We start from the raw sequence: 20,163 nt of genomic DNA on the forward strand, positions 1-20,163 counted from the left end.
CGCGGCAGGTCGCCTACTGGCGGCAGGCGCTCGACGGGGCACCGGAGGAGCTGGCGCTGCCGGCCGACCGGCGCCGCCCAGCGGTCGCCGGCCACCGCGGGCACGTGATCCCCCTCGAACTGCCCGCCGACCTGCACGCCCGGCTGCTCGACGTGGCCCGGGCCGAAGGTGTCACCGTCTTCATGCTGCTGCAGGCGGGCCTTGCGGTGCTGCTGTCGAAGCTGGGCGCGGGCACGGACATCCCGATCGGCGCGGCCATTGCCGGGCGTACCGATCAGGCCTTGGACGATCTGGTCGGGTTCTTCGTCAACACGCTCGTCATGCGGACCGACCTGTCCGGGGACCCGACGTTCGCGGAGCTGCTGAGCCGGGTGCGGGAGACCAGCCTCGCCGGGTTCGAGCACCAGGACGTGCCGTTCGAGCGCCTCGTCGAGGAGCTCGCACCCGTCCGCCACCTGGCCCGCAACCCGCTCTTCCAGGTGAACCTGACGGTGCAGAACACCGCCGACGCCGTCCTCGACCTGCCCGGCATCGGTGTCGGCGCCGCCGCCGAACCGGCCGCGGAGCTGTCGGCGGCCGCGAAGTTCGACCTCGACGTCGAGATCTTCGAGTCGTTCGACGCCGACGGCGCCGCCGCCGGACTCCACGGCGTGCTCGTCGGATCGGCCGACCTGTTCGACGCCGGCACCGTCGCCGGCATCGCGCAGCGGTGGATCCGCGTCCTCGCGGCCGTCGTCGCCGACCCGACCGCCCCGATCTCCGCGACCGACGCCCTCGACCCCGCCGAACGCGACCGGCTCCTCACGGACTGGAACACCGCCCCGGTGGATGTGCCGGAGGTGTCGTTGGGTGCGTTGTTCGCGGCGCAGGTGGCGCGGACGCCGGACGCGGTCGCGGTCGCGTCCGACGGCGTCCAGGTGTCGTACGCCGAGTTGGACGCCCGCGCGTCCAGCCTGGGCAGGCTCCTCGTCGCCAACGGTGTGGGCGCGGAGTCGGTCGTCGCGGTGTGCCTGCCGCGTGGCGTGGACCTGATCGCCGCGCTCCTCGCGGTGTGGAAGGCCGGTGGGGCGTACCTGCCGATCGACCCGGCGCTGCCGGCGGAGCGGGCCGCGTTCATGGTGGCCGACGCGGGTGCGCGGTGTGTGCTGACCGACCGGGTGGACATGGTGAGCGGTGTGCCGGTCGTGCACACCGGCGACCCGGTCCCGGACAGCGCAGACCCCGCCGTCGAGGTGGTGCCGGCGCATGCGGCGTACGTCATCTACACGTCGGGCTCGACGGGCACGCCGAAGGGTGTGGTGGTGACGCACCGCAACGTCGTGGCGCTCTTCGCGGCGACCCGTGAACTGTTCAGCGCCGATGACGTGTGGACATGGTTCCACAGCTTCTCGTTCGACTTCTCCGTCTGGGAACTCTGGGGCGCTCTCCTCCACGGCGGCCGCGTGGTCGTGGTGCCGGTCGACGTGTCGCGGTCCCCGCGTGAGTTCTGGGAGCTGCTGATCCGCGAGCGCGTGACGGTGCTGAGCCAGACCCCGTCCGCGTTCTACCAACTGGCCCCGGCGCCCTCCGACCTGCGGGTCGTCGTGTTCGGTGGCGAGGCCCTCGACACCGGGCGGCTCACCGGCTGGTGGGAGCACGGCGTGCGGCTGGTCAACATGTACGGCATCACCGAGACCACTGTGCACGTCACCTACCGGCCCCTGGCGGCGGGCGGGACCAGCGACAGCGTGATCGGCCGCGGCCTCGCCGGGCTGCGCACCTACGTCCTGGACGACAACCTCCGGCTGGTGCCGCCCGGGGTCGCGGGCGAGCTGTACGTCGCCGGTGAGCAGCTGGCCCGCGGCTACCTCGGCCGGGCCGGACTGACCGCGGGCCGGTTCGTCGCCGACCCGTTCGGTGGTGGCGGCCGCCTGTACCGCACCGGTGACGTCGTCCGCTGGACCGGCGACGGCGACCTCGTGTATCTCGGCCGGGCGGACGCGCAGGTGAAGATCCGCGGGTTCCGCATCGAGCTGGGCGAGATCGAGTCCGTCCTCGCCGCGCACCCGCAGGTGTCCCAGGTGGCGGTGATCGCCACCGACGACAAGCGGCTCGTCGCCTACGTCGTCGGTGCGGTTGACGGGCTGCGGGAGTACGCCGCCGAACGGCTGCCCGAGTACATGGTGCCGTCGGCCGTGGTGTCGCTGGACGCGATCCCGCTGACGGTCAACGGCAAGCTCGACCGCAAGGCGCTGCCCGCACCGGACTTCAGGACCGGGTCCGGCCGCGGACCGGAGAACGCCCGCGAAGAGGTCATCTGCCAGGGGTACGCCGAGGTCCTCGGCGTCGACGAGGTCGGCGTCGACGACGACTTCTTCGCCCTCGGCGGCCACTCCCTGCTCGCCGTCCGCCTCATGGAGTGGCTGCGGGCCCGCGGCGTGAACGTGTCGGTGCGGGCGCTGTTCGAGACGCCGACCCCGGCGGGGCTGGCCGCCACGGCCGGCGGCGTCGCCGTCGACGTCCCCGCGAACCGGATCCCGGCCGGAGCCCAGGTCATCACGCCCGACCTGCTGCCACTGGTCGACCTGACCCAGTCGGAGATCGACACCGTCGTCGGCACCGTCGACGGCGGCGCGGCGAACGTCGCCGACATCTACCCCCTGGCCCCGCTGCAGCAGGGCATCCTGTTCCACCACCTGGCGGCCGAAGGCGGCGCCGACGTCTACGTCACCTCGTTCGTCCTCGAGTTCGACGACCGGGACCGTCTCGACGTGTTCGCCGGGGCGCTGCAGCAGGTCGTCGACCGGCACGACGTGTTCCGCACCTCGTTCGTCTGGTCCGGGCTGCGCGAACCGGTCCAGGTCGTGTGGCGGTCCGCGACCCTGCCCGTCACGGAGGTGACCCTGCCGGCCGGCACCACCGACCCGGTGGCCGAGCTGATGCGGATCGTCGCGGTGCCGAACGACCTCGGCCGGGCCCCGCTGCTGAACCTGCACCTGGCCGAGCTTCCCGGCGGCCGGTGGCTGATGGTGCTGCGCATCGACCACCTCGTCGAGGACCACACCGCTCTCGACGTCGTCATGACCGAGATCGAGGCGATCCTGGCCGGCCGCGCCGACCGGCTGCGGGCGCCGGTGCCGTTCCGCGACTTCGTTGCGCAGTCCCGGGCCGGGCTCGCCGACGGGCGGCACGAGGCGTTCTTCCGCGACCTCCTCGACGGCGTCGACGAGCCGACCGCCGCGTTCGGGGTCATGGACACCCGCGGCGACGCGTCCGGGCTGATGCGCGCCGGCCTCGACCTCGACGCCGACCTCGCGGCGCGGCTGCGGACCACCGCCCGGCGCCTGCGGGTCAGCCCGGCGACGGTCCTGCACGTGGTGTGGTCCCGGGTCCTGGCCATCGTGTCCGGCCGCGACGACGTCGTGTTCGGCACGGTCGTGTTCGGCCGGATGAACGCCGGCGCCGGCGCCGACCGGGCCCCCGGCCTGTTCATGAACACCCTGCCGGTCCGGATGCGCTCCGGCGACCTGGACGCGCGGGACGCCGTCGCCGAGATGCAGGGCCAGCTGGCCCGCCTCCTCGAACACGAACACGCGCCCCTCGCCCTGGCGCAGCGGGTCAGCGCCGTCCCCGGCGACCAGCCGCTCTTCACCACCTGCTTCAACTACCGGCACAACGGCGGCGGCGTCGGCCGCGGCACCGGCGAAGACGGTCCCCGGTTCGACGGCGTCGAGCTGATGCACACCTGGGAGAGCACCAACTACCCGGTGACGGTGTCGATCGAGGACGAAGGGACCGGCTTCACCCTGACCGTCGACGCGGTCGGGCCGATCGACGCGGGCGCGGTCGTCACCATGCTGAACGCGGCGATCGCCGGCCTGGTCCCGGCCCTGGAGGCCGGCACGCGGACGCGGCTGGCCGACGTCGGCGTCCTCGACGCCGCCGACCTGGACGTGGTGCTGCGCCAGTGGAACGACACCGCGGCGGACGTGCCGGCGGGGACGCTGCCTTCGCTGTTCGCGGCGCAGGTCGCGCGGACCCCGGATGCGGCGGCGCTGGAGTTCGAGGGCGTTGCGGTGTCGTACGCGGAGCTGGACGCACGCGCGAACCGCCTGGCGCACCGTCTGATCGCCGAGGGTGTGCGGCCGGACTCGGTCGTGGGTGTGCGGTTGCCGCGCGGCGTGGACCTGGTGGTGGCGCTGCTGGCGGTGGTGAAGGCCGGCGGGGCGTACCTGCCGATCGACCCGGACCTGCCGGCCGAGCGCGTCGCGTACATGAGCCGGGGCGCGGTCTGCGTCGTGACCGACGCCGACGCCGACGCCGACGGCTACGCGGACGGTGGGACGGGCGTGCGGGTGCTGCCCGCTCAGGCCGCGTACGTCATCTACACCTCCGGCTCCACAGGCCTGCCCAAGGGCGTGGTGGTGCCGCACGAGGGCATCGTGAACCGCCTCGTCTGGATGCAGGCCCGCTTCGGGCTCGTTGAAGGCGACCGGGTGCTGCACAAGACGCCGTTCGGGTTCGACGTGTCGGTGTGGGAGCTGTTCTGGCCGCTGATCCAGGGCGCGACGATGGTGATCGCGAAGCCCGGCGGGCACCGCGACCCGTCGTACATCGCCGACCTGATCCGCACCGCCGGTGTCGACACGGTCCACTTCGTCCCGTCCATGCTGGAGGCGTTCCTCGCCGCTCCCGAAGCGGCCGCGTGCACAGGGCTGCGGCGGGTCGTGTGCTCCGGTGAGGCGCTCGGCACCGCGGCCCGGGACCGGTTCTTCGAGGTGCTGCCGTTCGCCGGGCTGTTCAACCTCTACGGCCCGACCGAGGCGTCCGTGGACGTGACCGAGTTCGAGGTGCGGCCGGACGGTTCTTCTGTGGTGCCGATCGGGAAGCCGGTGTTCAACACGCGCGTCTATGTCCTGGATGACCGCCTGGCCCCGGTGCCGGTGGGTGTCGCGGGCGAGTTGTACCTGGCCGGTGTCCAGCTGGCCCGCGGCTACGCCGGCCGCCCTGGTCTGACGGCCGAGCGGTTCGTCGCGGACCCGTTCGGCACCGGCGAGCGGCTCTACCGCACTGGCGACGTGGTCCGCTGGTCCGCTGACGGCGACGTCGTCTACCTGGGCCGGGCGGACGAGCAGGTGAAGGTCCGTGGGTTCCGGATCGAGCCCGGCGAGATCCAGGCGGCCATCTCCGCGCATCCGCAGGTCGAGCAGGCCGCCGTGGTGCTGCGCGACGACCGTCTCGTCGCCTACGTCGTCGGCGAGGTCGACGGGCTACGGGAGTTCGCCGCGACGAGGCTGCCGGAGTACATGGTCCCGGCCGCGTTCGTCACCCTCGACGCGCTGCCGCTCACCACGAACGGCAAGCTCGACCGCAGGGCGCTGCCCGCGCCGGAGTTCGCGTCCGGGACCGGGCGCGGCCCGGCGGACGCCCGCGAGGAGCTGCTCTGCCAGGCGTTCGCGGAACTGCTCGGCCTCGACGCCGTCGGTGTCGACGACGACTTCTTCGCCTTCGGCGGGCACTCGCTGCTCGCCGTGCGGCTCGTGGAGTGGCTGCGGGCCCGCGGGATGTCCGTGTCGGTCCGCGCCCTGTTCGACGCGCCGACGCCGGCCCGGCTCGCCGCGGCCGCCGGTGCCGCCGCGGTCGAGGTGCCACCGAACCTGATCCCGGACGGCGCGCAGGAGATCACCCCCGACATGCTGCCGCTCGTCGAGCTCACCGGCGACGAGGTGCGGGCGGCCGTCGCCGCCGTCGACGGCGGCGCGGCGAACATCGCCGACATCTACCCCCTGGCCCCGCTGCAGGAGGGGATGTTCTTCCACCACCTGCTGGCGGACGGCGGCGACGACGTCTACGCCGTCGCGCGGGCGTTCGAGCTGCCCGACCAGGCCGGCCTCGACGCCTTCCTCACCGCGCTGCAGCAGGTCATCGACCGGCACGACATCTTCCGCAGCTCCGTCGTGTGGTCGGGGCTGCGCGAGCCGGTGCAGGTCGTGTGGCGGTCCGCGCCGCTGCCGGTGACCGAGGTCGACCTCCCGGCCGGTGCGGGCGACCCGGCGAGCGACCTGATGTCCGTCGTGGGCCTGTCGATGGACCTCGGGCGCGCCCCGATGATCGACGCCCACGTGACCGCCCTCGAGGAGGGCCGCCGGCTGGTCATGGTGCGGATGCACCACCTGGTCGAGGACAACACCGCCGCGCAGACCGTCTACCACGAGGTCCGCGAGATCCTGGCGGGCCGCACCGCCGGGCTGCCCACCCCGCAGCCGTTCCGGAACTTCGTCGCCCAGGCCCGCGCCAGCCTCGCCGGCAGCGACCACGAGCAGTACTTCCGGGACCTGCTGAGCGGCATCGACGAGCCGACCGCCGCGTTCGGGGTCACCGACGTCCGCGGCGACGGGTCGACCGCGGTCGTCGCCCGGGCGGACGTCGACGCCGGCCTCGGCCGGCGGCTGCGGGACGTGTCCCGGCGGCTCGGCGCGAGCCCGGCGACCGTCCTGCACGTCGCCTGGTCGCGGGTCCTCGCCGTCGCCGCCGCCCGCGAGGACGTCGTGTTCGGCACGCTGCTGTTCGGGCGGATGAACGCCGGCGTCGGCGAGGACCGGGTCGGCATGTTCATCAACACGCTGCCCGTCCGGCTGCGGACCGGCGACCTCGACGTCGTCGCCGCCGTCGCCGCGATGCGCGGGCAGCTCGCCGGCCTCCTCGAACACGAGCACGCGCCCCTGGCCCTCGCCCAGCGGGCCAGCGACGTGCCGGCGAGCGTCGCGCTGTTCAACTCGCTGTTCAACTACCGGCACAACACCCTCGACCAGGCCACGCAGCAGGACGACGACGACACGGGCACCACCGTGCGGCAGGTGTACGTGCGGGAACGCACGAACTACCCGCTGTCCGCCTCGGTCGACGACAACGGCGACGGGTTCACCCTCACCATGGACGCCGTCACGCCGATCGACCCGCACGCCGTCGTCCGCATGACCCTCACCGCCCTCGAAGGCCTCGTCACGGCCCTCGAAGCCGACCTCGACGGTGGGTCACGCACCCCGCTGGCGGTGGTGCCGGTGCTCGGCGCGGCCGAGCTCGACCAGGTCCTGACCGGCTGGAACGACACCGCGGCCGACGTCACGGCGGCGACGCTGCCGGAGCTGTTCGCCGCGCAGGTCCGGCGGACCCCGGACGCGACCGCCGTGCTCGGCGACGGGGTCTCCCTGACGTTCGCCGAGCTGGACGTCCAGGCGAACCGGCTGGCCCGGCACCTGACGACGCTCGGCGTCGGAGCGGAGTCGCTGGTCGGCGTCAGCCTGCCCCGCGGCGCCGACCTGATCCTCGCCCTGCTGGCGGTGTCGAAGGCCGGCGGCGCCTACCTGCCGATCGACCCCGGGCTGCCCGTCGACCGGGTCGGGTTCATGCTCGCCGACGCCCGCGTCAGCATGCTGCTCGGCATCGAGGACATCCTCGACGAGCTGCCCGCCGGCCGGGTCCGCTCCGTCGCCCTCGACGACCCGCGGGTCGCCGCCTCGGTCGCGCGGCAGCCCGGCACCCCGCCGGCCGCGACGGTGCTGCCGGGGCACGCGGCGTACGTCATCTACACCTCCGGGTCGACCGGCACCCCGAAGGGCGTCGTCGTGACCCACAACGGCCTGGCGAGCCTGGTGACGGCGCAGGTGGAGCGGTTCGCGCTGACCCCGGGCAGCCGGGTGCTGCAGTTCGCCTCCGCCGGGTTCGACGCGGCCACCGCCGAGATCTTCGTGACGCTGTGCTCCGGCGCGTCGCTGGTCGTCGCCGGCGCCGCGGCACTGCTGCCCGGCGCCGGCCTGACGAAGCTGATCGGCCGGTTCGCGGTGTCGCACGCGACGCTGCCGCCGGCGGTCCTCGCCGTCCTCGACCCGGCCGACCTGGCGTCGGTGTCGACGGTCGTGTCCGCGGGCGAGGCGCTCAGCGCGGACGTGGCCGGCCGCTGGGCCGAGGGCCGGCGGCTGGTGAACGCCTACGGGCCGACGGAGACCACCGTCTGCGCCACGATGTCGCAGCCGCTCACCGCCGGGGACACACCGACGATCGGCGGGCCCATCGCCAACACCCGCGTCTACGTCCTCGACGACCACCTCGCCCCGGTCCCGCCCGGCGTCGCCGGGGAGCTGTACGTCGCCGGCGCCGGCCTGGCCCGCGGGTACACCGGCCGGGCCGGGCTGACGGCCGGCCGGTTCGTCGCCGACCCGCTCGGCACCGGCACGCGGCTCTACCGCACCGGCGACGTCGTGCGCTGGACCGCCGGCGGGGACCTCGTCTACCTCGGCCGCGCCGACGAACAGGTCAAGATCCGCGGGTACCGGATCGAACCCGGCGAGACCGAGACGGTCGTCGCCGCCCACGCGGAAGTCGGGCAGGCCGCCGTCGTCGTCCGCGAGGACGTCCCCGGCGACAAGCGGCTCGTCGCCTACGTGGTCCCGGACGACGAGGACGACGCGCCCGACGCGGCAGAAGTGCGGGCGTTCGTCGCGGCGCGGCTGCCCGAGTACATGGTCCCGGCCGCGGTCGTCGTCCTCGCGGCGCTGCCGCTGACGGCCAACGGCAAGCTCGACCGGCGGGCGCTGCCCGCGCCCGAGACGGCGACGACCGCGGGCTCCGGCCGCGGCCCCGCCAACCCCCGCGAGGAAGCACTCTGCCAGGCGTTCGCCGAGGTGCTCGGCCTCGACCGGGTCGGCGTCGACGACGACTTCTTCGCCCTCGGCGGGCACTCGCTGCTCGCCGTCCGCGTCGTCAGCCGCATCCGGGCCCTCCTGGACGTCGAGGTGGACGTGCGGTCGCTGTTCGAGGCGCCGACGGTCGCCGAGCTCGCCGTCCGCATGGGCAATCAGAAAACGAACAGGCCGGCGTTCCGGTCGATGCGCACCACTGAGGAGTCCTGATGCTTCCGTTGTCCTTCGCACAGCGTCGCCTGTGGTTCATCGGGCAGTTGGAAGGTCGCAGCTCGCTGTACAACATCCCGATGGTGCTCGGTCTCTCGGGCGACATCGACGCGGCGGCGCTCGGCGCGGCACTGCGGGACGTGATCGGCCGGCACGAGGTGCTGCGCACCGTGTTCCCGACCGCCGACGGCGAACCGTTCCAGCGCATCCTCGCCATGGACGACCTCGCGTGGCAGCTCGACGTCGCCGACGTCACCGACGACGACCTGGCGGCCGCGGTCGAGGCGGCCACGAACAGCGTCTTCGACCTCGAGACGGAGATCCCGATCCGGGCGCGGCTGCTCCGGTCCGGCCCCGGCCGGCAGGTCCTCGTCGTGCTCATGCACCACATCGCCGCCGACGGCTGGTCGACCGGCCCGCTCGCCAGGGACCTGTCGACGGCCTACGCCGCCCGCCGCGAAGGCAACGCCCCGACCTGGGAGCCGCTGCCCGGCCAGTACGCCGACTACGCCCTGTGGCAGCGGGAGCTGCTCGGCGACCGGGACGACCCGCAGAGCCTTATGTCGCGGCAGGTGGCGTTCTGGCGGGAGGCGTTGGAAGGTGCGCCGCAGGAGCTGGCGTTGCCGTTCGACCGTCCGCGGCCGGCGGCGAGCGGCTATCAGGGGCATGCGGTCACGTTCACAGTGGCCGCCGGGACGCACGCGCGGCTGGTGGATCTCGCGCGGGCGTATGGCGTGACGTTGTTCATGGTGTTCCAGGCTGTGTTCGGGGTGGTGCTGTCGAAGCTGGGTGCGGGTCGGGATGTGCCGATCGGGACGGTGGTCGCCGGCCGTACCGATGAGGGTTTGGATGATCTGGTCGGTTTCTTCGTCAACACGCTTGTGATGCGGACGGATCTGTCGGGGGATCCGACGTTCGTGGAGTTGCTGGGCCGGGTGCGGGAGTCCGGTCTGTCGGCGTTGAGCAATCAGGACGTGCCGTTCGAGCTGTTGGTGGAGGAGCTGGCGCCGGCGCGATCGCTGTCCCGGCACCCGCTCTTCCAGACGATGCTGATGGTGCAGAACACCGCCGGCGCGACCCTCGACCTGCCCGGCGTCGACCTTGCCGGCTCGTCGGCACCGGACGGCGACGCGACCCCGCCGCTGGTCCCGGCGAAGTTCGACCTCGACCTGACCGTCGAGGAGACCCTCGACGCAGCCGGCGCGCCGGCCGGCCTGCGGGGGCTGCTCATCGGCTCCGACGACCTGTACGACGCCGCGACCGTCACCACCCTCGCCGACCGCGTCGCGCGCGCCGTCGACGCCGTCCTCGCCGACCCGTCCGCCGCGATCTCCACAGTGGACATCCTCGACGCCGGCGAACGCGACCGGGTCCTGCACGGTTGGAACGCCACCGGCGTGGCGTGGCCCGCGGCCACCCTGCCGGGGCTGTTCGCGGCGCAGGTCGCCCAGGCTCCGGACGCGACCGCGGTGGTGTTCGAGGGCACGTCGGTGAGCTTCGCCGACCTCGACGCGCGGTCCGACTGGGTCGCCGGTTACCTGCAGGGTCTGGGCGCCGGTCCGGAGTCGGTGGTTGGCGTCCAGCTGCCGCGGGGTGTGGACCTGGTGGTGGCGGTCCTCGGCGTGGTGAAGGCCGGTGCGGCGTTCCTGCCGATCGACCTGGACCTGCCGGCGGAGCGGGTCGGGTTCATGCTCGCCGACGCGGGCGCCAGGATCGTCCTGTCCGACGTGGACGTTCCTGTGACCGGCGCGTTCGAGCCGGTGGCGGTCGACCCGTCGCACCCGGCGTACGTGATCTACACGTCCGGGTCGACGGGCACCCCCAAGGGTGTCGTCGTGTCCCACGCGGCGGTCGTGAACACGCTGCGGTGGCTGGCGGACGAGTACGACCTGACGTCGTCGGACCGGGTTCTGTTCAAGACGCCGGTCGGGTTCGACGTGTCGGTGTGGGAGCTGTTCCTGCCGCTGACGTTCGGCGCGACGATGGTGGTCGCCCGCCCCGACGGTCACCGGGAGCCCGCGTACCTTGCCTCGTTGATCCGCGATCAGGGGGTGACGGCGGCGGAGTTCGTGCCGGCGTTGCTGCAGGCGCTCCTGGAGGAGCCGTCGACCGCGGAGTGCCGGTCGCTGCGGCACATGCTCAGCGGCGGCGAGGAGCTGACCACCGCCGTCCGCGACCGGTTCTTCGAGGTGCTGCCGGACGCCCGGCTGCACAACACGTACGGCCCCACGGAAGCCGCGATCACGGTCACGTCGGGGGAGTGCGCCCCCGGGGACGTGGTGCCGATCGGTGGGCCGATGGCGAACGTCCGGGCGTATGTCCTGGACGATCACCTGCGGCCGGTGCCGGTCGGTGTGGCGGGTGAGCTGTACCTGGCCGGCACGCAGTTGGCGCGTGGCTACCTGAACCGGCCGGCGTTGACGGCGGAGCGGTTCGTCGCGGATCCGTTCGGGTCCGGACGGTTGTACCGTACCGGCGACCTTGTGCGGTGGACGGTCGACGGGCAGCTCGTCTTCCTCGGCCGGGTCGACGAGCAGGTGAAGCTGCGCGGGTTCCGGATCGAGCTGGGTGAGATCCAGGCCGTGCTGCAGCGGCACCCTGGCGTCTCGCAGGCGGTGGTCCTGCTCCGCGAGGAGCGGCTCGTCGCCTACGTCGTCGGCGGCACGGACGGGCTGCGGGAGTTCGTGGCGGGGCGGCTGCCGGAGTACATGGTGCCTGCCGCGTTCGTGACCCTGGACGAGCTGCCGCTGACCGTCAACGGCAAGCTCGACCGCAAGGCGCTCCCCGCACCGCACTTCGAAGGCGGCAGCGGACGCGGCCCGGCGAACGTCCGGGAAGAGCTGCTCTGCCAGGCGTTCGCCGACGTCCTCGGCCTGGACAGCGTGCCGGTCGACGGTGACTTCTTCGCTCTCGGCGGGCACTCCCTCCTCGCGGTCCGGCTCGTCAGCCGCATCCGCGCCGTGTTCGGCGTCGAGGTGCCGCTGCGCGCCATGTTCGAAGCCTCCACCCCGGCCGGGCTGGCCCGCCGGCTCCCCGGCGCCGAGGCCGCCCGGACCGCGCTGGCACCCTGGGACCGACCCGAGCGGCTCCCGCTGTCCTACGCGCAGCAGCGCCTCTGGTTCCTCTGGCAGCTCGAAGGCCCGAGCGCCACCCACAACATCCCGGAGGTCGTCGCCCTCTCCGGCGACATCGACCCGGCCGCCCTCGAGGCCGCGCTGCGGGACGTCATCGGCCGCCACGAGGTCCTCCGCACCGTCTTCGCCGCCGTCGGCGGGCAGCCGTACCAGCGGATCATCCCCGCCGACGAGCTCGACTGGCGGCTGGAGCGGGTCCACGTCCCGGCGGAGGAGCTTCCCGCGGCCGTCGAGGCGGCCGCGCAGACCACGTTCGACCTGGCCGCCGACCTGCCGATCAAGGCGTGGCTGTTCGGCGACGGCACCGGCGAGTGGGTCCTCGTCGTCGTGGTCCACCACATCGCCGGCGACGGCTGGTCGACCCGTCCCCTCGCCGCCGACGTCTCCACCGCCTACGCCGCACGCCGTGCCGGGCACGCACCCGACTGGCAGCCGCTGCCGGTGCAGTACGCCGACTACGCCCTCTGGCAGCGGGACCTCCTCGGCGACGAGACCGACCCGGGCAGCGTCATCTCGCGGCAGGTCGCGTACTGGCGACGCACCCTCGCGGAACTGCCCGACGAGCTGGTGCTGCCCGTCGACCGCCGTCGCCCGGCGGTGGCGAGCCGCCGCGGCCACGTGGTGCCGGTGGAGGTGCCGGCGGCGGTGCACGCCCGGCTGCTGGAGGTGGCGCGGGCGCAGGGTGCGACCGTGTTCATGGTCGTGCAGGCGTCGCTCGCCGTGGTGCTGTCGAAGCTCGGCGCGGGGACGGACGTGCCGATCGGCGCCGCGGTTGCCGGCCGGACCGACCAGGCTCTGGACGATCTCGTGGGCTACTTCGTGAACACGCTCGTCATGCGGACGGACGTGTCCGGGGATCCGACGTTCGCGGAGTTGCTGGGCCGGGTGCGGGAGGCGTCGCTGGCCGGGTTCGAGCACCAGGACGTGCCGTTCGAGCGGCTGGTGGAGGAGCTGTCGCCGGTCCGGTCGCTCGCCCGGCACCCGCTCTTCCAGGTCATGCTGACCGTCCAGAACGCCGCGACCGCCCTGTTGGACCTTCCGGCGGTCAGCGTCGGCGGCGCTTCGACCGCCGCCGCCGAGCTCGCGGCGGCGAAGTTCGACCTGGACTGGATCGTCGGCGAGACGTTCGAGCCCGACGGCGCGCCGGCCGGCATCCGGGGGCTCCTGACCGGCTCGATCGACCTGTTCGAGGCGGGGACGGTCGCGTCGATCGCCCGCTGGTGGGTCCGGGTGCTCGAGGCCGTCCTGTCGGACCCGTCCATGACGGTGTCCACTGTGGACCTCCTGGACTCCGTCGAGCGTGAGCAGGTGGTGTACGGGTGGAACGACCTGACGGTCCGCACTCCGGACGTGTCGCTGGCTGAGCTGTTCGCGGTCCAGGCGGCGGCGACGCCGGACGTGGTGGCGCTGTCGGGTGGCGTCACGTACGCGGTGCTGGACGAGCGGTCGACCCGTCTGGCGTCCTACTTGCGTGGTGCCGGGGTGGGCCCTGAGTCGGTCGTGGGCGTGTGCCTGCCCCGCGGCGCGGACCTGATCATCGCCTTGCTGGCGGTCGTGAAGGCCGGTGGCGCGTATCTGCCGGTCGACCCGGAGCTGCCGGTGGAGCGGATCCGGTTCATGCTGGCCGACGCCCGCGCCGCGGTCCTGCTCGGCCTGGAGGATGTCCTCGACGAGCTGCCGTCGGGCCGGTTCCGCGCGATCGCCCTGGACGAGCGGCGCGTGGTGGCCGCGGTCGCCACCGCAACGGCCGAGTTGCCCGCGGTGACGGGCGGGCATGCCGCCTATGTCATGTACACGTCGGGTTCGACGGGCACCCCGAAGGGTGTCGTTGTGCCGCACCGGGCCGTCGTGAGGCTCGTTCGGGACGCGAGCTTCTTCGAGGTGGGTGTCGGGGATGTGGTGGGGCATCTGGCGTCGGCGTCGTTCGACGCGGCGACGTTCGAGATCTGGGGTGCGCTGCTCAACGGCGCGACCCTCGCGGTTGCGCCGTCCGGTGCGATGTCCACGGCGGAGCTGGGCGGGTTCCTGGCCGAGCATGAGGTGGGGACGTTGTGGATGACCGCCGGCTGGTTCGACCAGGTGGTCGCCGCGGACGTGTCGGTCCTCGCTCCGGTCCGGCACCTTCTCGCCGGCGGCGACGTCCTGTCGCCCGCCACCTGCCAGACGGTGCTTGCGGCGAACCCGGAACTCCGGCTGTCGAACGGTTACGGACCCACCGAGAACACCACGTTCTCCGCCGTGCACAACGTCCGGCCGCAGGACGCGGCCGGTGTCCCGATCGGCGGACCGATCTCCGGTACCCATGCCTACGTCCTGGACGAGCGTCTCCAGCCGGTGCCGGTCGGTGTCGCCGGTGAGCTGTACGTCGCCGGTGCTGGCTTGGCGCGCGGGTATGTGGGGCAGCCGGGGCTGTCGGGTGAGCGGTTCGTCGCGGACCCGTTCGACCGGGCCGGTGGTGCTCGCATGTACCGCACCGGCGATGTCGTGTCGTGGACCGGTGAGGGTGTGCTCGCGTTCGTCGGACGCGCTGACGAGCAGGTGAAGATCCGCGGGTTCCGGGTCGAGCCGGGCGAGATCGAAGCCGTTCTCGCTGGGCACCGGCAGGTCGCCCAGGTTGCGGTGATCGCACGGCAGGACACCGCGGGTGAGAAGCGGCTCGTCGCCTACGTCGTGGGCGAGGTCGACGGGCTGCGGGACTATGTGGCGGACCGGCTGCCGGACTACATGGTCCCGTCCGCGTTCGTGGCCATGGCGAACCTGCCCCTCACCGCCAACGGCAAGCTCGACCGGCGGGCACTGCCCGCACCCGACTTCGCCTCGGCCGCCGGAACGGGTCGCGGGCCGGCGAACGTCCGCGAAGAGCTGCTGTGCATCGCGTTCGCCGAAGTTCTGGACCTCGACCACGTCGACGTCGACGACGACTTCTTCACTCTCGGCGGCCACTCCCTGCTCGCCGTGCGGCTGATGAGCCGCGTCCGGGCCGTGTTCGGCGTCGAACTGTCGCTACGGGCACTCTTCGAAGCGCCCACACCCGCCGGGCTCGCTGAGCAGATGCCCGGCGCGGGAACGGCCCGCACGGCGCTCGTGCCGTGGCAGCGGCCCGACCGGCTCCCGCTCTCCTACGCGCAGCAGCGCCTCTGGTTCATCAGCCAGCTGGAGGGGCCGAGCGCCACCTACAACATCCCCATGGTGCTCGGCCTGTCCGGCGACACCGACCCGGACGCCCTCAACGCCGCCCTCCGCGACGTCATCGGCCGCCACGAGGTGCTGCGCACCGTCTTCCCCACCGCCGACGGTGAACCGTTCCAGCGGATCATCCCCCTCGAAGCGCTCGACTGGCGTCTCGACCTCGCCGACGTGACGGACCTCGACGCGGCGGTCGACGCGGCCGCCGAGCACCCGTTCGACCTCGCCGCCGAGGCGCCGATCCGGGCGTGGCTGTTCACCTGCGACGGCCGGAAGACCCTCGTCGTGGTCGTGCACCACATCGCCAGCGACGGCTGGTCCCTGGAGCCTCTCGCCGCCGACCTGTCGACGGCCTACCAGGCCCGGCTCGCCGGTCACGCCCCGGCGTGGCAGTCGCTGCCGGTCCAGTACGCCGACTACGCCCTCTGGCAGCGTGACCTGCTCGGCGACGAGACCGACCCCGGCAGCGTCATCTCGCGGCAGGTCGCCTACTGGCGGGACGCCCTCGCCGGTGCACCCGAGGAGCTGGAGCTCCCCACCGACCGGCGCCGCCCCGCCATGGCCGGCCACGACGGCTACATCGTGCCGGTCCGGATCGACCCGCGGCTGCACGCCCGGCTGCTCGACGTGGCCCGGGCCGAAGGTGTCACCGTCTTCATGCTGCTGCAGGCGGGCCTTGCGGTGCTGCTGTCGAAGCTGGGCGCGGGCACGGACATCCCGATCGGCGCGGCCATTGCCGGGCGTACCGATCAGGCCTTGGACGATCTGGTCGGGTTCTTCGTCAACACGCTCGTCATGCGGACCGACCTGTCCGGGGACCCGACGTTCGCGGAGCTGCTGAGCCGGGTGCGGGAGACCAGCCTCGCCGGGTTCGAGCACCAGGACGTGCCGTTCGAGCGCCTCGTCGAGGAGCTGGCGCCGGCCCGGTCCCTGGCCCGCAACCCCCTGTTCCAGGTGATGCTGACCGTCCAGAACACCGCTGACGCGGTCCTCGACCTGCCGGGCGTCGAGACAGGCGGGCAGGCCGGCGGCGCGGGCGCGACGGCGATCGAGGCGACGACGTCGGCGAAGTTCGACCTCGACCTCGTCATGATGGAGGCCTACGCCGCCGACGGTGCCGCGGCCGGGCTGCACGGCGCGCTGACCGGATCCTCGGACCTGTTCGACGCCACCACCATCGCCGGCATCGCCCGGCGATGGGTCCGGGTCCTGGAATCCGTCCTTGCCGACCCGGCCGCCCCGATCTCCGGCGTGGACGTGCTCGACCCCGCCGAACGCGACCAGATCCTCGTCGAGTGGAACGACACGGCGGTCGACGTCCCGGCCGCGATCGTCCCGGAACTCTTCACGCTGCAGGCGCTGCGGACGCCGGACGCGCCGGCGGTCGTGTTCGAGGGCGAGTCCCTGTCCTACGCGGAGCTCGACCGCCGCGCCGACCGCATCGCCGGGCTGCTGGTGAGCCGCGGCGCGGGCGCGGAGTCCCTGGTCGGCCTGTGCCTGCCGCGCGGCGCCGACATGGTCGTCGCGGCCCTCGCCGTGTGGAAGGCCGGCGGCGCCTACCTGCCGATCGACCCCACCTACCCGGCGGACCGGATCGCCCTCATGGTCGCCGACGCGGCCCCGGTCTGCGTGCTGACCGTGTCGCCGGTCGCCGGGGTGCTGGCCGGCGTCGAGCCGGTGGTGCTGCTCGACGAGCCCATCGACGCGCCGGCCGGCGGGCCGCTGCCGGTGCGGACAGTGCCGGACCAGCTGGCGTACGTCATCTACACGTCCGGGTCGACCGGCACGCCGAAGGGCGTCGGGGTCTCGCACGCGGCGCTTGCGAACGCGGTGGCGGTGCTCTCCCCGGTGTTCGGCGCCGCCCCCGGCGACGGGATCCTGCAGTTCGTCTCGTTCAGCTTCGACGCGTCGGTGCTGGACATCGCCGTCGCCCTGACGTCGGGCGCCGCCCTGGTGGTGGCGTCGACGGCGCAGCGGATGGAGGCCGGGTCGCTGCGCGACCTCGTCGCGTCGGCCGGGGTCCGGTCGGCGAGCGTCGTGCCGAGCCTGCTGCAGATGCTGGACCCCAGCGACCTGGCGCCGGTCCGGCGGATGCTCGTCGGCTCCGAGGGGATCTCCGTCCGGCAGGCCGAGCTGTGGTCGGCGGACCGGATGCTCGCCCACTCCTACGGCCCGACCGAGGCCGCCGTCATCATGGCGTCCCAGGTCGTGGACCACGAGCGGATGAAGACCGCCTCCGTCGTGCCGTTCGGCGGGCCGATGGGCAACACCCGCGCGTTCGTCCTCGACGAGCGCCTGTCCCCGGTGCCGGCCGGCGTCCCCGGCGAGCTGTACATCGCCGGGGCCCAGCTGGCCCGCGGGTACATCGGCCGGGCCGGTCTGACCGCGGCCCGGTTCGTCGCCGACCCCTTCGGCAGCGGCGGCCGCATGTACCGGACCGGCGACGTGGTCCGCTGGACCGCCGACGGCGAGCTGGTCTTCGTCGGCCGCGCCGACGATCAGGTGAAGATCCGCGGGTTCCGGATCGAACCGGGCGAGATCGAAGCCGTCCTCACCGCCCACCCGTCCGTCGACCGGGCCGCCGTCATCGTCCGCGACGACGCGACCGGCGGCAAGCGGCTCGTCGCCTACGTCGTCCCCGCCGGAGACGACGGCGCGGATCTGCCCGCTGTACTGCGCGGGTTCGCGGCCGACCGGCTGCCCGAATACATGGTCCCCGCGGCGGTGATGGTCCTCGCCGAGCTGCCGCTGTCGCCGAACGGCAAGCTCGACCGCAAGGCGCTGCCCGCACCGGACTTCGCGGCGGCCGCCGGCACCCGGCGCGCCCCCGCCACCGCCCGCGAGGAGCTGCTCTGCCGGGCGTTCGCCGACGTCCTCGGGGTCGAAGAGGTCGGCGCCGACGACGACTTCTTCGCCCTCGGCGGGCACTCGCTCCTCGCCGTCCGCCTCGTCAGCCGGCTCCGGGCCGTCCTCGGCCTCGAGGTGTCGCTGCGGGCGCTGTTCGAGGCCCCGACGCCGGCGCGGCTGGCGGAGCGGCTCCCCGGTGCGGCTGCCGCCCGACCGGCGCTGACCGCCCTGACCAGGCCGGAGCGGCTGCCGCTGTCGCACGCGCAGCAACGGCTGTGGTTCCTGTGGCAGCTGGAGGGCCCGAACGCCACGTACAACATCCCGGAGGTGCTGGGCCTCGCCGGTGCCATCGACGCGGACGCCCTCGAGGCGGCGCTGCGGGACGTGATCGGCCGCCACGAGGTCCTGCGCACCGTGTTCCCGGCCGCGGACGGCCACCCGTACCAGCGGATAATCCCCGTCGGCGAGGTCGACTGGCGGCTGCACCGGGCCCACGTCCCGGCGGCGGACCTGCCCGGGGCGATCGAGGCGGCGGCGCAGCACCCGTTCGACCTCGCGGCCGAGGTACCGATCCGGGCGTCCCTGTTCAGCGACGGCTCGGACGAGTCGGTGCTCGTCGTGGTCGTCCACCACATCGCCGGCGACGGCTGGTCCATGGGCCCCCTCGCCGCGGACGTGTCGGCCGCCTACCAGGCGCGCGTGGCCGGACAGGCCCCGCAGTGGGAGCAGCTGCCGGTCCAGTACGCCGACTACACGCTGTGGCAGCGTGAGCTGCTCGGCGACGAGGCCGACCCCGACAGCGTCATCGCGCGGCAGGTCGCGTACTGGCGGCAGACCCTCGACGGAGCACCGGACGAGCTGACGCTGCCCGCCGACCGGCCGAGGCCCGCGACCGCGGGTCACCGCGGGCACGCGGTCCCCCTGGAGCTCGACGCCCGCCTGACCGAGGCCGCCCAGGCGCAGGGTGTCACCGTCTTCATGCTGCTGCAGGCCGGTCTCGCGGTGCTGCTGTCGAAGCTGGGTGCCGGCACGGACATCCCGATCGGTGCCGCCGTCGCCGGGCGTACCGACCAGGCCCTCGACGACCTCGTCGGGTTCTTCGTCAACACCCTCGTCGTGCGGACCGACCTGTCCGGGGACCCCTCCTTCGCGGAGCTGCTGGGCCGGGTGCGGGAGACCGCGCTTGCCGGGTTCGAGCACCAGGACGTGCCGTTCGAGCGCCTGGTGGAGGAGCTGGCGCCGGTGCGGTCCCTGGCGCGCCACCCGCTGTTCCAGGTGATGCTGACGGTGCAGAACACCGGCGACGCCGTCCTCGACCTGCCGGGCGTCGCCACCGGTGGGCCCGGCGCGGCGGCGGAAGGCACATCCACGTCCAGGTTCGACCTGGAGATCGTGATGGCGGAGGGGCCGGGCGGTCTCCGCGGCACGTTCACCGGGTCCGCGGACCTGTTCGACGCCGCCACCGTGGCCGACATGGCCATGCGCTGGGTGCGGGTCCTGGAGTCCGTCCTCGCGGATCCGGCCGTGCGGGTGTCCGATGTGGACGTCCTCGGCGCCGATGAGCATCGGCGGGTGCTGGTGGAGTGGAACGACACCGCGGTCGATCTGTCCGGCGGGACGGTGCCCGCGTTGCTGGCGGCGCAGGTGGCGCGGACGCCGGATGCGCCGGCGGTGCTGGGTGACGGTGGCTCGGTGTCGTATGCGGAGCTTGACGCGCGCGCGGCCGGGCTGGCCCGGGTGCTCATGGACAGGGGTGTCGGGCCGGAGTCGGTGGTCGCGGTGTGTCTGGACCGTGGCGTTGACCTGGTGGTGGCGTTGCTGGCGGTGTGGAAGGCCGGGGGTGCGTACCTGCCGGTCGATCCGGAGCTGCCGGCGGAGCGGATCGCGTTCATGCTCGCCGACGCCGGCGCGCGGCTCGTGGTGTCGGACCGCGCGTTCGACCTGCCGGTGGTCGGCGTCCACGAGCCGGCGCCGGGCGGAGGCGTCGCAGTGGGGGTGCTGCCTGAGCACGCGGCATACATGATCTACACGTCGGGTTCGACGGGGACGCCGAAGGGCGTCGTCGTCACCCACGCGGGCCTGACGAGCCTGGTCGCGGCGCAGGCGGA

Annotated in this window: 2 protein-coding genes (1 of these 2 only partly in view); both read left to right on the forward strand. The window is 73.4% G+C overall.

Annotated elements, in window-relative coordinates; translation table 11 throughout:
* Positions 1-8,888 (forward strand): amino acid adenylation domain-containing protein (locus ACQEVZ_RS40360; RefSeq protein ID WP_433377367.1); only part of this gene is annotated, 8,888 nt, incomplete at its 5' end.
* Positions 8,888-20,163: the 5' portion of a non-ribosomal peptide synthase/polyketide synthase gene (locus ACQEVZ_RS40365; RefSeq protein ID WP_433377370.1), read on the forward strand. The gene runs 20,014 nt beyond the window's last position; 11,276 of the gene's 31,290 nt are visible here — the first part of the coding sequence; the start codon lies at positions 8,888-8,890; the stop codon falls past the right edge of the window. The genes ACQEVZ_RS40360 and ACQEVZ_RS40365, both read left to right, overlap by 1 nt.

It is taken from the genome of Dactylosporangium sp. CA-152071 (assembly GCF_050936335.1).
GTDB classification, from domain to species: Bacteria; Actinomycetota; Actinomycetes; order Mycobacteriales; family Micromonosporaceae; genus Dactylosporangium; species Dactylosporangium maewongense.